The organism is Pseudanabaena sp. CCNP1317 (genome assembly GCF_034931345.1).
In the GTDB taxonomy this organism is placed as follows: Bacteria; Cyanobacteriota; Cyanobacteriia; order Pseudanabaenales; family Pseudanabaenaceae; genus Pseudanabaena; species Pseudanabaena galeata.
On record NZ_JAYGIF010000005.1, the window covers coordinates 35,756 to 57,397 of the forward strand.

The 21,642-nt window shown below is 43.0% G+C and carries 19 protein-coding genes; 11 read left to right on the plus strand and 8 right to left on the minus strand.

Features of this window, described 5'->3' with window-relative positions:
- Positions 1-4: 4 nt before the first annotated feature.
- The gene (locus VB775_RS03080; RefSeq protein WP_281007234.1) at positions 5-3,601 is read right to left on the minus strand and encodes a response regulator; all 3,597 of its coding nucleotides are present in this window, start codon (positions 3,599-3,601) and stop codon (positions 5-7) included.
- A 511-nt stretch (positions 3,602-4,112) separates the two neighbouring features.
- Between VB775_RS03080 and VB775_RS03085 the strand changes: the two genes are divergently transcribed.
- The 11 genes from VB775_RS03085 (at position 4,113) to VB775_RS03135 (ending at position 15,620) form a co-directional block, all read left to right on the plus strand.
- On the plus strand, positions 4,113-4,949 hold the full coding sequence (locus tag VB775_RS03085; RefSeq protein WP_281007233.1) for a sigma-70 family RNA polymerase sigma factor: 837 nt from the start codon (positions 4,113-4,115) through the stop codon (positions 4,947-4,949).
- A 553-nt stretch (positions 4,950-5,502) separates the two neighbouring features.
- Positions 5,503-6,585 carry a PstS family phosphate ABC transporter substrate-binding protein gene (locus VB775_RS03090; protein ID WP_281007232.1) on the plus strand — a complete coding sequence of 361 codons (1,083 nt, stop codon included), beginning with the start codon at positions 5,503-5,505 and terminating at the stop codon, positions 6,583-6,585.
- A 78-nt stretch (positions 6,586-6,663) separates the two neighbouring features.
- Positions 6,664-7,626 (plus strand): phosphate ABC transporter permease subunit PstC, encoded by a 963-nt coding sequence (gene pstC, locus VB775_RS03095; RefSeq protein ID WP_281007231.1) that lies wholly within the window; start codon positions 6,664-6,666, stop codon positions 7,624-7,626.
- The gene (gene pstA / locus VB775_RS03100; RefSeq protein ID WP_281007230.1) at positions 7,619-8,590 is read left to right on the plus strand and encodes a phosphate ABC transporter permease PstA; all 972 of its coding nucleotides are present in this window, start codon (positions 7,619-7,621) and stop codon (positions 8,588-8,590) included. The genes pstC and pstA overlap by 8 nt, the downstream gene beginning before the upstream one ends.
- A gap of 81 nt (positions 8,591-8,671) precedes the next feature.
- On the plus strand, positions 8,672-9,490 hold the full coding sequence (gene pstB, locus VB775_RS03105; RefSeq protein ID WP_281007229.1) for a phosphate ABC transporter ATP-binding protein PstB: 819 nt from the start codon (positions 8,672-8,674) through the stop codon (positions 9,488-9,490).
- Between the two features lie 81 nt (positions 9,491-9,571).
- Complete coding sequence (locus VB775_RS03110; protein WP_281007228.1) at positions 9,572-10,459, plus strand: alpha/beta fold hydrolase; 888 nt, start codon at positions 9,572-9,574, stop codon at positions 10,457-10,459.
- A 133-nt stretch (positions 10,460-10,592) separates the two neighbouring features.
- Positions 10,593-10,946, plus strand: a complete 354-nt coding sequence (locus VB775_RS03115; RefSeq protein WP_281007227.1) for a YkgJ family cysteine cluster protein — start codon at positions 10,593-10,595, stop codon at positions 10,944-10,946.
- 252 nt (positions 10,947-11,198) lie between these two features.
- On the plus strand, positions 11,199-11,387 hold the full coding sequence (locus tag VB775_RS03120; RefSeq protein WP_094528905.1) for a hypothetical protein: 189 nt from the start codon (positions 11,199-11,201) through the stop codon (positions 11,385-11,387).
- A gap of 83 nt (positions 11,388-11,470) precedes the next feature.
- Positions 11,471-12,955, plus strand: coding sequence for a phospholipase D-like domain-containing protein (locus VB775_RS03125; RefSeq protein ID WP_281007226.1), 1,485 nt, complete (start codon positions 11,471-11,473; stop codon positions 12,953-12,955).
- Between the two features lie 439 nt (positions 12,956-13,394).
- Positions 13,395-14,732: a 30S ribosomal protein S12 methylthiotransferase RimO gene (rimO, locus tag VB775_RS03130; RefSeq protein WP_281007225.1), complete on the plus strand. Its 1,338-nt coding sequence runs from the start codon at positions 13,395-13,397 to the stop codon at positions 14,730-14,732.
- Positions 14,733-15,194: 462 nt separating this feature from the next.
- Positions 15,195-15,620 (plus strand): STAS domain-containing protein, encoded by a 426-nt coding sequence (locus VB775_RS03135; RefSeq protein WP_281007224.1) that lies wholly within the window; start codon positions 15,195-15,197, stop codon positions 15,618-15,620.
- Positions 15,621-15,826: 206 nt separating this feature from the next.
- Here the strand turns inward: VB775_RS03135 and VB775_RS03140 are convergent, their stop codons facing one another.
- The 7 genes from VB775_RS03140 to VB775_RS03170 form a co-directional block, all read right to left on the minus strand.
- Entirely contained in the window at positions 15,827-16,396 is a 570-nt protein-coding gene (locus VB775_RS03140; RefSeq protein ID WP_281007223.1) for a biotin transporter BioY, read from the minus strand.
- Positions 16,397-16,596: 200 nt separating this feature from the next.
- Complete coding sequence (locus VB775_RS03145; RefSeq protein ID WP_281007222.1) at positions 16,597-17,757, minus strand: beta-ketoacyl-ACP synthase; 1,161 nt, start codon at positions 17,755-17,757, stop codon at positions 16,597-16,599.
- Positions 17,741-18,304 carry a Uma2 family endonuclease gene (locus VB775_RS03150; protein ID WP_281007221.1) on the minus strand — a complete coding sequence of 188 codons (564 nt, stop codon included), beginning with the start codon at positions 18,302-18,304 and terminating at the stop codon, positions 17,741-17,743. Before VB775_RS03150 ends, VB775_RS03145 begins: the two co-directional genes overlap by 17 nt.
- A gap of 114 nt (positions 18,305-18,418) precedes the next feature.
- Positions 18,419-19,915, minus strand: a complete 1,497-nt coding sequence (locus VB775_RS03155) for an Ig-like domain-containing protein (protein ID WP_281007220.1) — start codon at positions 19,913-19,915, stop codon at positions 18,419-18,421.
- A gap of 11 nt (positions 19,916-19,926) precedes the next feature.
- Positions 19,927-20,988, minus strand: a complete 1,062-nt coding sequence (locus tag VB775_RS03160) for an ArsA family ATPase (protein ID WP_281007219.1) — start codon at positions 20,986-20,988, stop codon at positions 19,927-19,929.
- Positions 20,960-21,277 (minus strand): HU family DNA-binding protein, encoded by a 318-nt coding sequence (locus VB775_RS03165; protein ID WP_281007218.1) that lies wholly within the window; start codon positions 21,275-21,277, stop codon positions 20,960-20,962. Before VB775_RS03165 ends, VB775_RS03160 begins: the two co-directional genes overlap by 29 nt.
- Positions 21,278-21,328: 51 nt before the next feature.
- The gene (locus tag VB775_RS03170; RefSeq protein ID WP_281007217.1) at positions 21,329-21,520 is read right to left on the minus strand and encodes a DUF2862 domain-containing protein; all 192 of its coding nucleotides are present in this window, start codon (positions 21,518-21,520) and stop codon (positions 21,329-21,331) included.
- Positions 21,521-21,642: the final 122 nt, after the last annotated feature.

Here is a 21,642-nt window from a genome sequence, read left to right on the forward strand (position 1 = left end):
AAAGTTAAAGCGACGATAAAAGCTGTTGAATTACAGTTGCAAGTTGCTTGAGTTTGATCGGTTTACTGAGATATTCGTTAGCACCTGCGGCTAAACATCTTTCGCGATCGCCTTCCATCGCCAGAGCCGTTAAGGCGATAATTGGTACTGAGGCAAATTTTGTGTCAGATCGAATTTGACTGATCGCCTCTAGCCCATCCATTATAGGCATTTGAATGTCCATCAAAATGATATCTGGAGAATTTGCCTTCGCCATAGCAACCGCTTCTTCCCCATTTTTGGCGACGATGACACGGTAATTGATGGCGTTCAGATAAGAGGTGAAGGTTTGGATATTTGCTTCATTATCTTCGGCGAGTAAAATAAGTGGCGCGATCGCATTTTCAGTCTGTACGTCCTGTGATAGTGAATCTTGTAGATCTGTGGAGGTTGGTTCAGATTTGGAAATGCTAGGCTGAGACGGAATATAGGGTAGGACAAATGTGAAGCAACTACCTTTGCCAACTTCACTCTCCGCCGTGACTTGACCACCATGCAGTTCGACAATTTGCTTGACTAGGGCAAGTCCTAAGCCCGTGCCTTCATACTGGCGGTTGAGAGCGCTATCTACCTGAACAAATGGCTGGAAGAGTCGTTGTAAATCGTCAGGGGCAATGCCAATGCCAGTATCAACAATTTGAAATACAATCATCGGCGACTTCATATCTCTAAGTCTTTGGGGAATTGTCGCTTCTCCCTGCCATGTATGACCGCTACCGACGGCTAGGAGCAGAGTGATCCTTCCTTCATTGGGAGTAAATTTGACGGCATTTGTCAGCAGGTTGATTAATACTTGTTTGATGCGCCGTTCATCAATATTGATGTTGATGTTATCTATATGTGGAGGAATATGGCTATGGATTTGGATTCTCTTGTTAAATGCTTGCTGCTTGATGAAGACTAAACTAGAACTACAGAGATTTGCGACTGACACTGATTCAATATCTAGTTCGATCATCCCTGCTGAGATTTTTGATAGATCGAGAACGTCATTAATCAGGGATAGCAAATGTTCGCCGCTTGCCTCAACTGTAGCGATCGCCTTTAATTGGGTTTCGTTCAGTGAGCCTAAAATCCCCTCTTGAAGAGATTCTGATAATCCTAAGATAGAATTTAGCGGTGTACGGAGTTCGTGGCTCATGTTAGCGAGAAATTCATCCTTGAGCTTAGTGGCGCGGAGAAGTTCTTGATTAGCTAGTTTTAACTGAGTTTCTGATTGTTTGCGATCGCTAATATCTAGAATCACACAGATGGTTTCATTATTAGTACCATGCAATAAAGCTGCCCCAATGATGATAGGGATACGACTGCCATCTTTGCGATAATATTCCTTTTCCCAAGGATCAATTTGCCGATGTTTGATCAAATGTTCCATACAAGCATAGTCTTTCTCTAGGTATTCAGGAGGAGTCATCGCCATCCAATCAATCACCCCAGTTTGGAAATCTTCTCTGGTATAGCCAAGCATCTCTAAAAAACGATCATTGGCATCGGTAATATGTCCTTGAAAATCAGCAAAGAGCATACCAACGACACTAGAATCAAACACTCGCCGAAAACGGTCTTCACTACGTTGTAAGGCAATTTCCGCTCGTTTGCGATCGCTAATATCCTGAAAAGACCCCATCACGCCGATCACATTCCCCTCTGCATCTCGTAGAGGAACTTTATTAGTCTGTATCCATTGCTGTTCACCAGATGGCAAGGTTATCGTTTCTTCAATATTCAGTTTCGCTAAGCCAGACTCCATCACCTGTTGATCATCAGCAAGATAGGCAAGCGCTTCTTCTTCTGTATAGGAAAAGTCAAAGTTGCTTTTACCAATCGCTTCCAAGGGTGACTTGATTCCAGATGTCGTGGCAAATAGTTGGTTGCATCCCAAATAGACTGATTGGTGATCTTTCCAAAATACTGACAATGGGAACGCATCAAGGACAGTTTGTAATAGTTGATTAACTTGCCCTAGTTCTTGGGTGCGTTCTGCGACTTTCGTTTCGAGGGACTGATTAAGTTGTTGTAGTGTTTGCTCGGCGCGTTTGCGATCGCTAATATCACGAACTATCCATAACAGTTGAAAGTTATTCGTATCAGAACTAATATTTTTAGTTACGATAATTTCGGCTAGGAAAGGATTGCCCTGACGAGGAGCAATGTTAAGTTCCCAAGTTACTTCTAACTTGTTTTGAGCTAATAGAGCCGCAAATTGGTCATAGAAAATCTCTAAATGATCAGAGACAATAAAGCTAGCCAAGAGTTTCCCTAAAATAGCCTCATGGCTAATCGCAAGCAAATCTAAGATTGCTTGATTGGCTTCTCCTATCCGACCTGTTATATCGGTTACCAGATAACCATCAGGCGCAAAGTTAAATAAGTTTTGGTAGCGGATCTGTTCGTATTCTAGTTGTCGATGCTGTGCGATCAAGTCTTCCGTAGTGACCCTTAATTCTTCCACAGTACAATCCAAGTCCGCACTTGTTAGCTCTAACAAATTATTACGTTCTTCTAGCTCTAATTGCTGCTCTAAGAGTAATAACTCAACTCGTCTGCGTTCTGTCAACTCGGTTTGCACTTGTTGATAAGCGATCGCTTGTTTAATGCCGATTGCCAACTGCACTGATAACTGCTGAAGTAACTGGATATCTAACTCTTGCCAAATCCTTGGAGCTGAGCATTGATGCAAAATTAGCAAACCCCATAAAGTAGTTTGCTGTTCTACATTTGGTAAGAGGATCGGTACTACCAGACTGGCACGTACTTGAAACCTTTCCAGCAGTTTAATATGGCAATCTGTCAAATTAGCAGCATAGATATCATTGGCAACAAAAAACCTTCCCTCACGATATGCGCCACCAAGATTTTCAAGAAAGCAAGTATCTTCGACCTGCATATTTAAGCAGGGCAGCCAAGGAGCGACAATATCTTCGGCAACAATTGTGCCACTCATATCAGGGTTGAATTGATAAATAGCGGCGCGATCGGCTTTTATAAATTGACGTACCTCTTTAACAATTGCGTTCGAGATATCTTCTAAGTTCAGAGATTCGCGAATCCTCAGTGCGATTTCGGAGATTAATATTTGCTGTTGTTGCGATCGCCGTAATTGCTGACTTAACACAGTTTCGCGAAGTACTTGCTTAACCGTAGTAGTGAGCGATTTCGCCGTAATGTCCCCTTTAACCAAATAGTCAGCCGCCCCCAATTTCATGGCATTTACAGCCATTTTTTCATTTCCCTGTCCTGTCAACATAATCACAGGCACTCGATTTCTGGCGTTATCTACATTAATTGCTTCTAGAAATTCTAAGCCATCGCCATCGGGCAAATTCAGTTCGATCAGCACAATGTGAGGCTGCTGCGATCGCCACATTTCCAGCCCTTCTTCTAACATTTCTGATTCGATAATGTTATAGGTATTTTCTGAGTCTAATTGCAGATAACGAGCATAAGTAGTGCGATCGCTTTCCGAGTCGTCCACAATTAAGACCTTGATCTCAGTCTTCACTTCACTAAAGTCCCATGACTGCAAAGGTATATTTTCAGTTTCAGGTCGTAAATTGTCCATAGCTAGAAGCTCACGAATTGGGAACTAATGTTAATTTGAAACCTAGGCAATTCGTTAAATTTTGATAAATCCATTAATATTCTCTAATGTGACCAACTTTCTGCCCCCAGATGTCTAATACCAAAACACAAAATGGCGTAGCTATTTTGTGTTTCTAAAACCCGCAGGGCAAGCACGGGGGTATTTGCCCCTACCTGAAACAATTCATGTTCTGTAGAGGCTGCGCTCCCATGCCAGCCCCAGACCCATGCTATGGCAAGAATTCCTTCTACGTAACATCAATCAAGTAAATAAACTAAATGACCATAGAATCAAAGTATTCAATATAATTCTAGCTCTTTCTCAACCTAACACCTAACAACCTGTTAGGTGTTAGGTATTTGGAAAATCAAAAAATCCCTAACAGCCTGCAAGGTGACGATCGCTACTCAAGCCCCTAATCTAAGTACATTGAAATAAGAAATGTTCTTGATGACTTAATTAACCTGCTTGATTAGTTCAGGGTAAAGCTATGACCACCGCAACACTCACCATTCAGTCCGATATTCCTACTCAATCGAGCATCACTACTCATAAAGTACGTGAGTTTTCATCTGCGGACAAAACCACTACCCTCGAACTGCTCAAGCAATATCGCAAAGCACCATCAGCATACCTACGCGATCGCATCGTGCGCTTAAATATTGGTCTAGTCAAAAAAGAAGTACATTTCTGGGCTGATCGGCATTCAGAACTATATGATGATTTACTACAAGTGGGCGCATTGGGTCTAATCGGCGCAGTTGATCGCTTTGAACTAAATCGCGGCTATGCCTTCAGCTCCTTTGCCGTCCGCTACATTCGCGGCGAAATCCAGCATTATCTACGGGACAAAAACTCATCAGTACGCATCCCTCGCCGTTGGATGGATTTGCAACAGCAATCAGTACGAGTAATGCAAAAATTGCGTAACACTTTGCAAAGAGAACCTTCCGCAAAGGAAGTTGCTAATGCCCTTGGCGTAACCCTCAGCGAATGGCAAGAAGCAAAACTCGCCTGTCAAAATCGCGCTCCCTTAAGCCTTGATGCACCAATCCGTTCTGAAGAAGATGATTCTTCCTCTATCGGTGATCTGGTTGCCGATCCTAGAAGTAATATGCAACTACAACAGGAAGAGAAGTTCCGTTTACAGCAAGCTCTCTCTCTCTTAGAGCAACGCACTAGAGAAATTGTTGAGTTTGTCTTCATTGAAGATCTTCCTCAAAGAGAAGTTGCCAAAATGTTAGGAGTGAGCGCAGTTACAATCTCACGCCAACTCAAGAAAGGTTTATCAACATTGCGTTGTGCATTAGAGGCTGAAGCCTGTTAAGTAGCTCAAAAAGCTAGAGCGATGTCTCTCCCGCTACGCGGCTACGGTGTACACACAAGTCATCAGATATAGCATGGGCTACTAATGATCCCCCTCAATCCCCCTTGAAAAAGGGGGAAGAAGAAAATTCTCCCCCCTTTTTCAAGGGGGGCTGGGGGGGATCTAAACCCTCAAACGTAGACAGACTTGTGTGTACACGGTAGGCTACGCAGTCGGGGCAGCGCTCTAGTTATTTAGTTTAATGTCAGTTCGACGCAAGCAAAAAATGGTAAGACTCGCTAAGCGAGTCTTACCATTTTTTGCTTGCGTCGTGCTTAGCACGGCGCAAATGGCTATATCGAAGCTCAAGTTAAAACAGACTAGATGAGATAACACATCCCCCTCTTGTCTCCTTATTGTTAATTAATCTTGACCTAAAAACTTTTTGGCAAACTAAACTTAACTGCATCTTTAACGTTCCTTAACCTTGTGTTGACGGATGCAGTTTAGTATCAATCTTAACTAGTTTAAATGCCTAGCCAACCGTAACAGATATAATCGCAGTAAGATTTCTATGATGTCTAAAAAGAGTATCAATCGTAGTGTAGTCAAGTTTGTAGCTGGTGTTACACTTGCCGCAGTTCTAGCCTCCTGTAGTGGTAGCGGCACTCCTACAGCCTCTACCACTGGTGAAACTACCCCCGCAGCGACACAAACAACGGCGGCTAAAGATGCTGCACCAGCAGCTTCTAATTTGTCTGGCAACGTTACTGTTGATGGTTCTAGCACCGTTGCACCAATATCTAAGGCTGTTGCTGAAGAATTCGCCAAGGCAAATCCTGGAGTAAAAGTTCCTGTCGGTACTAGCGGTACTGGCGGTGGCTTCAAGAAATTCTGTGCTGGTGATACCGATATCTCCAATGCTTCTCGTCCTATCAAAAAAGCAGAAGAAGAAGATTGCAAGAAGAACGGTGTGGAGTTTGTGGAAATTCCTGTAGCTGTTGATGGTTTGACCGTAGTTGTCAACAAGGAAAACACTTGGGCAAAATGTTTGACCGTTGCTGAACTGAAGACCATGTGGTCTCCTGATGCTCAAGGCAAGATCACCAACTGGAATCAAGTTCGCCCTGATTTTCCTGATGCTAAACTGGCGCTCTTTGGTCCTGGTGCTGACTCTGGTACTTTTGACTACTTCACCGAAGCGATCAATGGCAAGTCTAAGGTCAGCCGCACTGACTTCCAACCTAGCGAAGATGACAACATCATCGTTAAGGGTGTGCAAGGCGATAAGAATGCACTAGGATTCTTTGGTGTTGCTTACTTTGAAGAAAACGCCGCTACTTTAAGTGCTGTAGAAATTGATGGTGGTGCTGGCTGTGTTGCGCCAACTGCCGACAATATCAACACTGGTAAGTACTCACCTTTGTCTCGTCCTATGTTGATCTACATCAACAAGAAATCCTATTCACGTCCTGAAGTTAAGGCTTTCGTTGACTTCTACGTCGCTAATCAAAGCAAGCTGGCTAAGGAAGTGGGTTATGTAGCTCTTCCTAGTGCTGCTGATGCCTTAATTGCCGAGCGCGTCAAGACTGGCAAGACTGGTTCCACCTTCCACGATGCTAAGGCTGGTACTCCCATCGTTGATTTGTTGAAGTAATCTTGATTTAGTTTTTGAGCTAAGCCCTCCTATCCGATGGGGGGCTTTGACTTTTGATGTACTTGATTAGGAACCCTTATGACAAATCCCGTAATTCCCCCTCCAGTTGAAGACCTCGATCTCTATCAACGCGCCGATCGCAATATTCGTGAGAGCGCTATCGGTTATGCTTTAATGCTAGCCGCTATTATTTCCGTATTTACCACTCTTGCGATCGTCTATATCCTTGCATCAGAAACAATCAACTTTTTTGGCAATGTCAGCGTTGGTGAGTTTTTATTTGGCAAAACCCTCGCAGATGGTAGTTACAGTTGTAACTGGACACCGCAGTTCGCGACTAAGGAATTTTGTGTATGGCCGACGGTCAATGGCACAATCCTTGTGGCAGTAATTGCGATGATTGTGGCAACACCTCTAGGATTAGCCACAGCGGTCTATCTATCAGAATATGCCTCACCGAGAGTCTCTAAGCTTTTAAGACCTGCGATCGAGCTTTTAGCTGGTGTACCCACAGTTGTCTATGGCTACTTTGCGCTTACCTTTATTACTCCTTTTCTCGAAAAATTCATTCCTAATCTGAACGGATTTAACGCATTAAGCGCTGGCTTAGTTATGGGTGTAATGATCATCCCCACGATCGCCTCCGTTAGTACTGATGCTATGGTCGCTGTGCCATTGGCGCTCCGAGAAGCCGCCTTTGGACTTGGCTCCACCAGAAAAGAAGTTTCACTTCAAGTTGTTTTGCCTGCGGCTCTTTCGGGAATTTGTGCCGCAATTATTCTGGGTATATCCCGTGCAGTCGGTGAGACGATGATTGTGGCGATCGCCGCAGGTCAACGTCCTACCCTAACCTTTGATCCTAGACAGACCGTTGGCACGATGACCGCTTACATCGCCCAAGTCGCTAAGGGTGACTCGCGAGTTGGCAGTGTGGAATACCAAGCCCTTTTTGCGGTTGGTATGACCCTATTTTTGATCACCCTTGCTCTCAACATTATCAGCAAGACGATTAGCAAACGGTTCCAAGAAACTTATGACTAAAGGTATAGACATTTTAGAGTCCAGCGACATTCCAGCTGGTTCTTCAAAATTTGATCCTCAGTTAGATTCCAGAAATTTCTGGGGCAAAATATTCGCTTATTTTTGTGTTTTTTCAGCATTCTTCGGGCTAGCTGTACTTATTTTCTTGATTTTTGATGTTAGCTCCGATGGAGCTAGTCGCCTAAATGGGGACCTATTTAACAACTTCCCATCCCGTCGCCCCGAAGAATCTGGCTATCGAGCTGCAATCTGGGGATCAGTATGGATGCTCGCCTATGTATTAATCTTAGTAGTTCCTATTGGAGTCAGTTCCGCCATTTATTTGGAGGAATATGCCCCCAAAAACTGGTTTACTGACATAATTGACTTAAATATCTATAACTTAGCGGGTATTCCTTCAATTATTTACGGATTGCTAGGCTTAGGACTATTTGTACAAGGTATATTTGGCGGTCGTTCAGTTTTATTGGCTGGAGTGCTGACAATTACCTTACTGATTTTGCCACCAGTTATTGTGATTTCTAGAGAAGCAATTCGCGCAGTACCTCAGTCGATACGGCAAGCCTCCTATGGCGTTGGTGCAACCAAGTGGCAAACTATTTCTAACCATGTTTTGCCTGCTGCCTTGCCAGGGATCATGACTGCGGTGATCATTTCTTCATCTAGAGGTATTGGGGAAACTGCACCAATTGTGGTTTTAGGAGCAGGTACAGTTTTGTTTGATCCCAAACCATCCCCGATTAACTTTGGAGCTTTGTTTAGTGGTAGATTTGGAGATGTATTCACTGATACATTATGGTCAAACGATAACTTTTTCTCAGTGTTACCTTACCAAATTTATGATTGGGTAGGTAATCCCAAGCCAGAATTTCAAACCTTGGCTTCCGCAGGAATTATCGTTTTGTTAGTTTTGGTTTTGGGTATGAACCTTCTGGCTATCTTCATCCGCAATAAAGTGAGCTAAACAGTCTGAATTAGTCTAATTCTTGCTTAATGACTGCGATCACCTAAGTGAAGCGTAAAAATACAAATTTGGTTTTTGACAATGAATCTAACCGAGAATAATCCTTCAACTCACGATATTGTCTTGAAGGCAAATGAAGTGAATGTTTTTTATAGCTCTAATACCCCTGCGGTTGCTGGGGTTTCCTTAGATATCTTGAAAAATCAAATCACTGCTTTTATTGGACCATCAGGCTGTGGTAAAAGTACAATCTTAAGATGCTTCAACCGACTCAATGACTTGATTGAAGGCGCTAGAGTTAAAGGATCAATTACTTTTAATGGTATTGACCTATACGATCCCAAGATTGACGCAGTAGCAGTACGTCGTCACATTGGTATGGTATTTCAGCGCCCCAATCCCTTCCCCAAGTCAATCTATGAAAATATTGCCTTTGGACCAAGGATTAATGGCTTTAAGGGTTCTAAGAAGGACATGGATGATTTGGTGGAAAAATCATTGCGATCCGCAGCAATTTGGGATGAGGTCAAAGACAAACTTAAGGAAAGTGGTTTGGCTCTTTCTGGAGGTCAGCAACAACGTCTTTGTATCGCTCGTGCGATCGCCGTTGAGCCACAGGTAATCTTGATGGATGAGCCTTGCTCAGCGCTTGATCCGATCTCCACCCTTCGCATTGAAGAATTAATGCAGGAATTAAAGCAAAAATATACGCTGATTATCGTGACCCACAACATGCAACAAGCATCGCGATCGGCTGATATGACTGCTTTCTTTAATACCGAGCTTGCTGACAATGGCAAGCGGATGGGCAAGTTGGTAGAAATTGATCGTACTTCAATTATTTTCAGCAGTCCGAAGCAAGTAGCCACTGAGGAATACATTAGCGGCAGATTTGGATAAAATCTAAAGCTTGAGATTAACATAGAGAAAGGGAGCGCGTTGCGCTCCCTTTCTTTGTAAGCAAGAGGTTTTTGAGGTTAGATGGTTTTAACAAGTACTGAAGCGATCGCTGGTCAATACTGGCTGTGGCGAGAACAAAAAATTTATTTTGTCAAAGCGGGAAATAATGCTCAGCGTCCACCTTTGCTCTTAGTGCATGGGTTTGGCGCATCCACCGATCACTGGCGCAAGAATATCTCGGAACTTAGTCAAGAGTTTGAAGTATATGCGATCGACTTGTTAGGCTTTGGGCGATCGCAAAAACCTGCATGGCAATATAGCGGTCATCTTTGGCGGGATCAACTCCATGATTTTATTACCGAACAAGTTCAACGACCAACCGTAATAGCTGGGAATTCTCTTGGTGGTTATTCTGCTTTATGTGTAGCCGCCGATTATCCGCAATCAGTGGCAGGTGTGATCTTGCTCAATAGTGCGGGACCATTTACAGACACCAATCCCCTTGGTGCTAAGAAAGTCAATCCCATCCAAAAGGCGATCGCTCCAGCCTTGCAGAAAGTCTTACGCCAGCCTTGGGCAAACCAATTACTATTTACCTTTGTCCGCCAAAAATCGCGCATTCGTAACACCCTCAAAAAAGTCTATTTAGATCAATCCGCAGTTACCGATCAATTAGTCGAAGATATTTATCGTCCATCCTGTGATCAGGGGGCTGCACAGGTTTTTGCATCTGTATTTAGTACTCCACAAGGTAAAAAAGTCGATGAGTTGTTGGGAGCGATGACTTGTCCATTGCTGATGATTTGGGGTGAAGGTGATCCTTGGATGAATTCCCGTGCTAGGGGTGCAAAATTTCGTGAGTTTTATCCATCACTTACAGAGCATTACATTAATGCAGGGCATTGCCCCCACGATGAAAGCCCTCAAATCGTGAATAAATTAATTCGAGATTGGTACATGTCTGTATAGCGTTTAATGTTCTCACCTTCGGCGAGAACATTAAAACCCAAGAAGTGAGTGACGGCGTGTAGCGCCGCCACTCACTTCTTGGGTTTTGGTATAAAGCTATATTTGGATAAACGTATAAAGTAGAAAATATAAAATGGCAACTTGGCAATGTATTAGCGGCTGTGGCGCTTGCTGTCATCTCGATCCGAGCGATCGCCCTGATCTCGCAGATTACCTCACCCCCGATGAGCTACAAAAATACTTAAGTATGGTGGGTAGTGATGGTTGGTGTATTAACTTCGATCACCTTAATCGTAACTGCAAAATCTATGAGCAAAGACCTCGGTTTTGCAGAGTGGAAACCGATACCTTTTATGACATGTTTGGCGTGGAGCCAGAAGAACTAGATGACTTTGCGATCGCCTGTTGCGAAGAGAATATTGAGTCGATTTATGGCGATCGATCATTAGAACTATTACGCTTTGAGCAAGCAATTAGTGCTACTTGAAAAAAGAGATGGCGGTGCTTCGCACCGCCATCTCTTTTTAGTGACTCTGATCACCCATTTATATATATAAGAGTCACATCTATGTATAGATACCAGTCACATCTGAAGCTCTGATTTTGGCGGAAACTTATTTTTATAGAGGTAGTCCAAAAGGAATGACGATATATCAAGTCAATTACGACTTATCATCACCCGCAAAACAGGTTTTCCTCTAGTTCAGCCTCTTTCGTAATATACGCCTAGTAAAAAATCATGAACAACAAGAGTGTCATCAGAAACTTAGTCAACCGTGCTCTCCTCATTAAAAGACTTACACCTGAACTGGAAAACATGATTAATCATGAGCTTTCTGAGCAAGGATACATTACCGATCCTGATTACGAAGCCTTGGAATATCTCATGAAAGCCGTCGATCAAGGTAAAGTAAGCCAAGTTAGCTAATAATGGCGATTATTAGCTAACTAAGGACTAGATTTCGTGCTAAAGCTGTAGACTAGGATTACAAAATTTGAAGTCTTGCATGTATGGGTTATGTGACCTATTCGCGCCTCCATCATCAATTTCGATCGCTACCCCGAAAGATCGTTTATTGGCTGCTGTTTTGTGGTGTAGCTATATTAATAGCGATCGCGGCAAATGCTTGCCAATCTGATTCTGGTATCGTTCCAGCCTTACCACAGCATCCAAATATTCAAGTATTCTTTAATCAAAATCAATCCGCGCGATACACCGATCCATATCGTAAAATCGAGCGTTTGGGGGACAATCTTGAAAGAGTAATGATTGATAATGTCAGCAATGCTAAATTCAGCCTTGATGTTGCTGTTCAAGAATTACGCTTGCCAAATATTGCTAAAGCCATCGTCGATGCAAGATTGCGGGGTGTCAACGTTCGACTGATTCTTGAAAATAGCTATAGTCGGGCTTGGAGTGAATTAAATCCTGACGAAATTGAGAAGCTGAATTCCCGCGATCGCGAGCGCTACCAAGAATTTCAAAAATTTGCCGATATTAACAATGACGGTCGCTTAAGTGAAGATGAATTGGATCGTCGTGATGGTTTGCGGTTAATCAAAGTTACCAATGTTCCTTGGATTGATGATACCGCCGATGGCTCAAAAGGCAGTGGGCTAATGCACCATAAATTTATGGTGATTGATGATCAGATTGTTTTATTTGGCTCAGCCAACTTGACCATGAGCGATATTCATGGTGACTTTACTAGACCTGAGACTAGAGGTAATGCGAACAATCTTATGCGTATAGACAGCAAAGAACTTGCTGCAAGATTTAAGAAAGAATTTAACCTAATGTGGGGGGATGGACCAAATGGCAAGCCAGATAGTTTATTTGGCACTAAAAAACCTTCCCGTAAAATTGATTATCTGATTATTGGTGGTGCACAAATCCGCATCAAGTTTTCACCAGACCCTAGAGATACCGCCCGAGAGCAAACTAGTAATGGACTAATTGCAACGGCGATCGCAGGAACCAAAAGCAATGTCGATATGGCTCTATTTGTCTATACCGATCAATTCATTTCTACAATTCTCGAAGAGCGTCAACGCGAAAATGTTCAAATTCGAGCGTTAGTATCACCGCAATTTGCCTATCGTGATTACTCAGCAACTCTCGATATGTGGGGCTTGCAGTCTACCCAAGATTGCAAAACAGGCAAAAGCAGCGCATGGAAACAACCCATTAAAACTGCTGGTATTCCCAATCTCGTGTTTGGGGATACTTTGCACCATAAGTTTGCGATTCTTGATCGCACTTTAGTGCTGACAGGTTCACACAATTGGTCTAATGCGGCAAATCATACTAATGATGAGGTTTTAGTTGCCATTCAAAATGAGACTGTAGCAGCCCATTATCAAAGGGAATACGATCGCCTTTATCAAGATGCCACCTTTGGGCCCACCGCAAAACTAGTTCAAGCTACTTCCAAAAGCTGTGCTGAGCGGGTTAATGGTAAACCTAAGCAAATGCCTGACGAGACAGAGTTTTAACAGCAATTCTCATTATGAAACCGATTTTAGTGTTTCCAGCGCCAAAGGCGCTGGAAACACTAAAATCGGTTTTTTGAAATCCTGCCAATGGCGAGCTTTCAAAAAACCGATCTCTATAGCTATAGACACCTGTATCAGGACAACTCAAAACCCAAATAGTGTGAGGCGGCGCTTCGCGCCGCCTCACACTATTTGGGTTTTATGTCTTACAGCAATTGCCGATCAAACGAGCCACAAGAAAAAAATTGAAAGCGTTGCTTCGCAACGCTTTCAATTTTTTTCTTGGTTTGGGTTTGAGCGCAAAGCGCTTTAACAAGAATGGCGACAGCTATATAATGAGAATTACTGGAGTTTCAATCATAGCGATCGCATGGTGCTTAAGTTTTGTTAAGCTAGAGTGTCTGAAATTTTGTGCGCCAATAATTGCGTTAATAGAAATATGGTCAATCTGGTTCAAACCGTCAAACCCACGATCGCTTTCTCTCACTTGGGTTGTGAAAAGAACCGCGTCGATACGGAACATATGCTGGGCCTGTTAGTACAAGCAGGGTATCAAGTTGATAGCAATGAAGAGCTTGCCGATTATGTAATCGTCAACACCTGTAGCTTTATCGAAGATGCTCGCCGCGAATCCGTGCGAACATTGGTTGAACTTGCCGATATGGGCAAACGCATCGTCATTGCTGGCTGCATGGCGCAACATTTCCAGCAAGAACTTCTAGATGAAATTCCCGAAGCTGTCGCCCTAGTTGGTACTGGCGATTATCAAAAGATTGTCGATGTGATCGAACGTGCCGAGAAAGGCGAACGGGTTAAAGAAGTTACCCAAGTTCCTACCTATATTGCCGATGATACTGTGCCACGCTATCGCACTACCAACGAAGCAGTAGCCTATGTGCGCGTGGCTGAAGGCTGCGATTATCGTTGTGCATTTTGCATTATTCCGCACTTGCGTGGGGATCAGCGATCGCGCACAATTGAGTCGATTGTGACGGAATGCGATCGCCTTGCGAGTGAAGGAGTCAAAGAAATTATCTTGATTTCCCAAATTACTACTAATTATGGGTTAGATATTTACGGTCAGCCGCGCCTTGCCGAACTCTTAACCGCTCTTGGGCAAGTCGATGTGCCTTGGATCAGAATGCATTACGCCTATCCCACAGGCTTGACTCCAAAGGTAATCAACGCGATGAAGTCCACGCCTAACGTGGTTCCTTATTTAGATTTGCCATTACAGCATTCGCATCCCGATGTGTTAAGAGCGATGAATCGTCCTTGGCAAGGGCGGATCAATGACAAGATCATGGAGCAACTCAAAGCAGCACTTCCTAATGCGGTTACTCGCACAACTTTTATCGTTGGCTTCCCCGATGAAACCGAGGAACAGTTTGAGCATTTATTGGAATTTGTGAAGCGCCATGAATTCGATCATGTTGGTGTATTTACTTTCTCTGCTGAGGAGGGTACACCAGCTTTTGATTTGCCCAACCAATTACCTGAAGAAGTCAAACAAGACCGCCGCGATCGCATTATGGCTGCTCAACAGGAAATTTCTTTCAAGAATAACCAGTTAGAAATTGGTAAAACCGTGGATGTGTTGATCGAGCAGGAAAATCCTGATACAGGTGAACTCATTGGGCGATCGGCAAGATTTGCCCCTGATGTGGATGGTGTTGTCTATGTCCGCGATCCAATTGGCAAAGCAACTCTCGGCTCCATGTTTTCCGTCAAAATCACCGCCGCCGATCATTATGACCTATTTGGTGAAATCGTCTAATTTAACGTCAGTTCGACGAAAGCGAAAAATGGTAAGAATCGCTAAGCGATTCTTACCATTTTTCGCCATTTGCGGCGTGCGAAGCACGCCGCAAATGGCTATATCGAACTCACGTTAATTTAAAAACCTTACAGAGTTAGATTTTTAATCCACAAAACTTTCGTGAATTGGCATGAGAGGTACTCCCAAAGGATTACATCCTTGTTTTGGTATATGAAGCTACATGTTTTTTATCAAATTTATAGCTAACTGAGAAAAATAACTTTCATATAACTTTTTAACTTCTTTTTACTAACCTTTGTATATCTATTAATGGTTTTAAAAGCTATAAATGAGTGAATAATTGTACCAAGAAGAAAGAAAGAAGTTTGCACCGTCAAGCATCTCAATTTACTTCTCTATCAAACGCTAAGCCCTAGAAATCAGACTATTACTCTCTCAAAGAAGCGAAAAGGAAGAACAATGGATACAATTACTAAGATGAATCAACTATCCTTCCGCCAAGGTTTAAACAGCGAGACTGCCTTTACCATTAAACTGACTAATAGCAAGTTCGATAGCTTCGCAGGATCTGAACTGTTCAGTAAAGTTGAGTCTTGGGTTTCAGCTAATGTGATGATGAACAACAAAGAAGTTCCCGTCTTGATTGTTGATATGGAAAACGTAGAATTTATCGATAGTCAAGGTTTACAAAAGCTATTAGCATGTTTGAGACTAATGCAATCTCAAAAGAGCAACTTGTTACTTTGCTCTCAGCAGCCTTCTGTAAGCCTTGTATTTGAAATCACAAGAATTGATCAATTATTTGCTGTTTTCCCTAGCGTAGACAAATTTATCAATCAATTTGATAAGCAAGGACAAGGCGCAGAATATCTACTAGCTGCCTAATAACAAAACACAAAATCTTACAGTAAAAGCCTCGCGCAGCGAGGCTTTTACTGTTTTAACATGAGTTGGGGATAATTTAACGTCAGTTCGACGAAAGCGAAAAATGGTAAGAATCGCTAAGCGATTCTTACCATTTTTCGCCATTTGCGGCGTGCGAAGCACGCCGCAAATGGCTATATCGAACTCACGTTGTTTTAGCTCTGCGTTTAATAAAATAATAATTTTCTGGAAATAGTCGCAATGACAATAGTGGCACACACGACTAAAAATTGACCCGACAAAACTTGGACAGAATATTGCCAAAATGAAGTTTGGATGGCACTAAAGTTAGGTAATTGAATTGCAACTAAATAGATGATGCCGACCAAATGAATTGCCAATAATCCACCAAAACAACTAATTGCCATTTGCCCTAAACTTGGTGGTCTCAAAAAAGCAAGAAATCCGCAAAGCCATCCGCCCACCACAAATCCCAGCAGATATCCAAAAGCAGGAGATTTGAGGTAACTTAATCCACCACCTTGATAAAATACGCCAAATCCGCTTAAGCCTAGCGTAATGTATGTGATTTGTGATAATAATGCAGCGTAGCGTCCACCGAGACAACCTGTAATCAGGACTGCACCAATTTGCATAGTGACGCTGATCGATTCGATCGCTATATTATTTCCCTGCCCAGTGAGGGATGGCAAGAGCAGGGAGGGTTGAATGAACGTGCTAGCTATTGTTAGCAAAAGTCCAGACAAAGCCCACATTAGCTGTAACGGTTTTGGCACAAGCGTCTCAGTCAGAAAATAGATGCAGTATAGAATCGTACATGAATTTTGGTCAAGAATTATCAAGGTGATGCAGAGCATCACCTTGATATAGCAACGCAAGAGATAAATAGGACAAATCAAAACCAAAAAGATGAGTGGCGGCGCGAAGCGCCGCCACTCATCTTTTTGGTTTTATGTCCTAAGCAAAACTTACGTTGCTATAATTCTTGACCGAAGGCAACGATCGCGTTTTGCCCGCCAAAGCCAAAACTAAAGTTAAGAGCATATTGAAGATCTGGCGATCGCTCAGCTTGGTGAATAATCCGTAAATCAAAGGCAGGAGTTTGCATTCCTACACAAGGTGGCAAAAGGCGATCTCGTAAAGCCAACAAACAAAATGCTGCTTCGATCAGCCCTGTCGCGCCTAGCGTATGCCCCGTCGCTCCTTTGGTGGCACTAATGGCGATATTCGGAAAAAATTGTTGGATTAGTTGCGCTTCACGAGCATCATTTAATTGAGTAGCCGTACCATGCACATTAATATAACCAACCTGAACCGCCGTAATTTGCGATCGTCGCAGACAATCTTTGAGGGCGATCGCTGCCATATGATTATCTGGATTAGGACTAGTGGCATGATAAGCATCATTAGTAATTCCCCAGCCTAGAATTTTGCCATAAATATTTGCGCCACGGTGTTTAGCTGTCTCCAAAGATTCCAATACTAAAACTGCCGAACCTTCTCCTAATGCAAAACCTTCACGTTCTTGACTGAATGGATATACGCCAGATTTAGCTAATACATTAATTTTTTGAAATCCTGCAATTGTGAGGGGTGTAATAGCTGCATCAGTTGCACCAGCGATCGCTAACTCACATTGCCCAGAACGGATTAATTCACAAGCTTGAGCAATCGCCCAGTTTGCGGTGGCACATGCTGCCGTCGGTGCAAATACTGGGGCTTGAGTTTGTAATAAATTCGCAATTTGAGCAGATAAATTTGCTGGCTGGCTTCGCCACCATTGGTTCTCACTTAGAAGTTTTTCAGGGCTATCTAGAAGTAGTTCTAATTCTCTTTGATTACTACGACTAGAACCAATGACAACTCCGCAGTTAGGTAATGGAATGTCTAGATTTGCATCAGCGATCGCTTCTAAGGTCGCTTTGTCTAATAAATATTGCGATCGTGACAAATGCGTATCTTCTAAAGAATGAATCCTTGCAATAGGAAGTTGTAATTGATGGTCAAACTTAATTCCTGATTTACTGGCTAGCAGCCTTTCCCAAGTATGTTCGCGATCATCGGCGATCGCTGTCATCATACCAATACCTGTCACAACGACCGTCTTACCACTAACTTCTCTATCCCAAAATTTCATCGACAGTAATACTTACATCAGGAAAAGCAAGAATAGATAGATTTTGTCCGCGATCAACTTTGAAGGTTTCTTGGTAACCATTCGCAGTTGGATATCGATAAACTTCTATGCAAGCACTATTAATATCAACTAACCAAGCTTCCGTAATTCCATCTTCAGCATAGAGAGGAATTTTTAACTCGCGATCACTATCGATGGTACTATCCGCAACCTCGATTAATAGCAAGACATCACTAGGTTGTGGATGCCCTGATTCATAGAAGTCATCTTGATATTTCAGTAACATTACATCAGGCTCAGGCTCAGAATTATTATCCAAAGACAAGGGATTCTGAATCCGAATTACAACCTTACCTGTAAGTTTTGCCGCAAATGCATAATTGCAACGATCTACACAAGCTGCATGTCTTCTTCCAATTGGTGACATTTTAATTATTTCTCCTCTAATTAGTTCTACGCGCTCATCATGAGCAATTACACCAGATGCAGCCATCTGATAATATTCTTTGACGGTGAAGAGGCGCTTAAGTACTGATGTCGTTGGCATATATTTACCTCCGTAGAACTGCTTCTATTCTAACCTTGAAATGTTTTACAGCGCTTTGCGCTTAAGCATAATACATAATAGATTGTGACCCTTCGGGTCACAATCTATTATGTATTATGGTAACCAGCGTGGAACTGTGCCGAACATTGGTAATACTTCAGGTTGTAGAGGTTTTGAACCTTGAGTATTATTAATCGGCAACATAATTAATTGGGTTGGTAATTGGGGAGTTTGAGAATTTCTAGATGCTTGAGCAGAGTCTTCTGAAATAGGTGGAGAATTTGAGGCTTCGTTGCTGCTGGGAATTGCCGAATTTAAGAGAATTGACTGACCATCAGGAGAAATATTGAATTGAACTTCTCTTTGTGGGGGAAGCTCTAAAATTCTTCGTAATTGAGCCGACTCTAAATCGATCGCCGCGAGATATGGCTTCTCGCGAAAGATATTTTTGGCTGTGTCCTGTTCTAAGTCAGTTAACAAGCAATAAATGGTCATCTCCTGTGGATCAAACTGAGCGCTAAGAATAGACCCATTAATTTTCGTAAGTTCTTTCTGTAATCCTTGGTTATTTACCAAATAGAGCGATCGCGTATAGTCTTTATTAAATTTAATTGTGGCAGCCTTTGTGCCGCTTCGACCAAAGTTTAAAACCGTGCCAAATCTTGGCAGAAAGTCCAACGGTGGGGCTTGCGGCTCAAGGGGCAAAATCGCAACTCCTTCGCCTTGAGCGATCGCCACCGATGCGCTGTCGGGCGTAAACATAAAATCGCCCCCTGGTTGGTTATCAAGTGATCTGGCTGGTTCATTTTCTTTAATGAGCCAGAGTCCATAGCGTCCGACTTGCTGACGACTGAGACGCTGTACCAAGATGTTTTTGCCATCGGGCGAGAGATCGAATTTAAAGTTTTGATAGTCATCACTGCCAAGTATAAGTTTTATATCTGGTGGATTGGACGTGAGCCGATCTTCACGATCAAGCCCTGTCGTTACCGTATAGATTTTTTGGTCAAGTAGGCTTTGCCCCGCCGCTTCGATCGCTCCAAATAGAATCTTTTGGCGATCAGCATAAATCCGAAAATCTAGAACTGTTAGATTTGCAGGTGTTAAAACGCGCTTCTCCTTTTGTAGCACATTGTAAAGTACAAGGCGACCCCGATCTTCTCCTTGCGATCCGATATAAGCCAAATAAGGTTTTGGTGTTGTAAAGTTTCCTGTAAAAGGCTCGATCGCTTGCTTCTCGCCAGATTCGCGAGCAAAGCGATCGTAGGCATTTTCTAGCTTAACTGTATAGGATTTACCATAACTAGCTGGTGCTAGGGGCGTATAGGACATCCGCCGAGATGACCAACTGATTTTGCCTAGAAGGGGTGGTACAAACTTAAGATTTTGTTCAACACTGTCCCGATCCATTGGGCGGCTAAAGGTTAGGGCAAAAGAGATATTAGTGGCATCTATCTTCTGTCCTTGCCAACTAAAGTCTCTCACCTGTGGGGCTGTGCGATCGCCCACCCACAATAATATGGCGATCGCCACACTGAGCACTGCTACTAAACCGATGGCATAGCGATCGAGCGGCTGAGAAAATAATTTAAAGCGAGGGCTAAGTTGCATAGCTGAATAATTTAGCCAAATGAAATAATTAAATAAGAATCTTGAAACTTTGCGCCAGTGGCTTGTTTGCCAGCTAGCTCAGTTGGCAAGAAAATATTGCGGCGTTGATCGCCTGCTTCGATGGTGACTTCTGGACCTAGCTGAATTAGTTTGACTTGTTTTTTATTAAATGTTGGCAAAAATAACTTGACTTGCTTGGTTACTGCATTAATTTCAATGGGTTTTGGGGCAAGACTAGCAAGACGATCTGGGATTGTTAATTCTGTCACCTGATCGGGGATTTGACATACTGCTAGCGGCTCAAAATCTGCATCATTAATTTGCTCCCTAGCCATTACCCCACCAACGGTCAAACCAATTTGCTGAGCGCTACCCCATAAATACTTTGCTGTGGCGATCGCATAGGGATCGCCAGTGGTGACTAGATATGCCGCCACACGACTAGGATCGTTCACTGCTTTTTGACCGCGAGTTAATACCGATGACATTTCTCCTGCTTGTTGCGAAATATCATCGGTGCTAGAGACTTGGAGAATACTCCTTAAAATTGGCTCGACAAATGGCGAAATTGCTTGCCCGATCGCTGAACCTGTTAGTACTTGTTTAAAGCGGCGTAGATACCAGCCTAAAATCTCTGGCATTCCTAGCATTCTCAATGTTTCGAGATCGCCAACACCATCGTAAATAATTACGTCATACTTACCTTCTGCATCACGTTCGCGCAAAAAGCTTAAACCTAGTGCCGAGTCCATTCCTGGTAAGATACCAAGCTCTTGACCATAGACTTCTTTAAAAAAAGGAGTCCGCAAAAATTGGGTTTCCAAGCCTTTCATCTTGTCCCAATAGCGTTCAAGTAAAAGTGTTGACTGTAAATGTACAGCGGCAAAATTGGGTGCAACTAATTGCGGATCGTTAGTTAAATCAGCACCAAGCCTCATGCTAAGGCTATCCCCTGCTTGCTGACCAACATATAAGACTTGTTTGTTCTGGGCGGCAAAAGCACGCGCAACTGCGATCGCAGTCGTTGTTTTGCCAACACCACCTTTACCGAGAAATGTCAGAATTAGGCTCATTGGGCTTCTGCACTAGCTTTTTTAGATGAGGACTGGGAGTGAAGTGAGGAACAATAACTTCAGGAATATTAATGGGCTGATGTGTACGAGGATGACTTCCCGAACGGGCGCGACGATGGCGTACACCAAACTTACCAAAACCGCTTAAGGTTATGGATTGGTGATTGGATAATGCTTTGGTAACACAGGTTAATACTGCTTCGAGGCTAGCGGAAGCCATACTATAGCTTAGCCCATCAACTTCAGCCATCATGCCCCGAATGATATCTTGACGGTTAATATCTGCCATAGGGCTTATTAGTAATTAGGATGTCGCGCAACACGCAACATCCTAATGCTTTTAGGCTGATTCTAACTCATCGGCAAAGAACCAAGACTTGGTACTATCCGAGAACTTGACGATATAGCCCCATTTGCCACCGTCCATCATTTTCTCTTCTTTGACTACACCGATTTCGCCGATTTTGCTAGCAATTGCCTTACCGCTGCCATCTTTGAAACTACGAACACGAACTTTTTGTCCAACTTGCATAATGTTTGCTTCTCGTACCGAACTCGATTAATCTGTTGCGTTTGCTTTAAAAAGTTTACATTAGATGTTAGCTCTATAAAATAAAGAACCAATTTGTTGTGGTATGGCAGAGCCATACCACA

Bases quoted from the DNA above. Each gene is read 5' to 3' on its own strand.
- VB775_RS03080 (WP_281007234.1), bottom strand. From the start codon at position 3,601: ATGGACAATTTACGACCTGAAACTGAAAATATACCTTTGCAGTCATGG.
- VB775_RS03085 (WP_281007233.1), top strand. From the start codon at position 4,113: ATGACCACCGCAACACTCACCATTCAGTCCGATATTCCTACTCAATCG.
- VB775_RS03090 (WP_281007232.1), top strand. From the start codon at position 5,503: ATGATGTCTAAAAAGAGTATCAATCGTAGTGTAGTCAAGTTTGTAGCT.
- pstC (WP_281007231.1), top strand. From the start codon at position 6,664: ATGACAAATCCCGTAATTCCCCCTCCAGTTGAAGACCTCGATCTCTAT.
- pstA (WP_281007230.1), top strand. From the start codon at position 7,619: ATGACTAAAGGTATAGACATTTTAGAGTCCAGCGACATTCCAGCTGGT.
- pstB (WP_281007229.1), top strand. From the start codon at position 8,672: ATGAATCTAACCGAGAATAATCCTTCAACTCACGATATTGTCTTGAAG.
- VB775_RS03110 (WP_281007228.1), top strand. From the start codon at position 9,572: ATGGTTTTAACAAGTACTGAAGCGATCGCTGGTCAATACTGGCTGTGG.
- VB775_RS03115 (WP_281007227.1), top strand. From the start codon at position 10,593: ATGGCAACTTGGCAATGTATTAGCGGCTGTGGCGCTTGCTGTCATCTC.
- VB775_RS03120 (WP_094528905.1), top strand. From the start codon at position 11,199: ATGAACAACAAGAGTGTCATCAGAAACTTAGTCAACCGTGCTCTCCTC.
- VB775_RS03125 (WP_281007226.1), top strand. From the start codon at position 11,471: ATGGGTTATGTGACCTATTCGCGCCTCCATCATCAATTTCGATCGCTA.
- rimO (WP_281007225.1), top strand. From the start codon at position 13,395: ATGGTCAATCTGGTTCAAACCGTCAAACCCACGATCGCTTTCTCTCAC.
- VB775_RS03135 (WP_281007224.1), top strand. From the start codon at position 15,195: ATGGATACAATTACTAAGATGAATCAACTATCCTTCCGCCAAGGTTTA.
- VB775_RS03145 (WP_281007222.1), bottom strand. From the start codon at position 17,757: ATGAAATTTTGGGATAGAGAAGTTAGTGGTAAGACGGTCGTTGTGACA.
- VB775_RS03150 (WP_281007221.1), bottom strand. From the start codon at position 18,304: ATGCCAACGACATCAGTACTTAAGCGCCTCTTCACCGTCAAAGAATAT.
- VB775_RS03155 (WP_281007220.1), bottom strand. From the start codon at position 19,915: ATGCAACTTAGCCCTCGCTTTAAATTATTTTCTCAGCCGCTCGATCGC.
- VB775_RS03160 (WP_281007219.1), bottom strand. From the start codon at position 20,988: ATGAGCCTAATTCTGACATTTCTCGGTAAAGGTGGTGTTGGCAAAACA.
- VB775_RS03165 (WP_281007218.1), bottom strand. From the start codon at position 21,277: ATGGCAGATATTAACCGTCAAGATATCATTCGGGGCATGATGGCTGAA.
- VB775_RS03170 (WP_281007217.1), bottom strand. From the start codon at position 21,520: ATGCAAGTTGGACAAAAAGTTCGTGTTCGTAGTTTCAAAGATGGCAGC.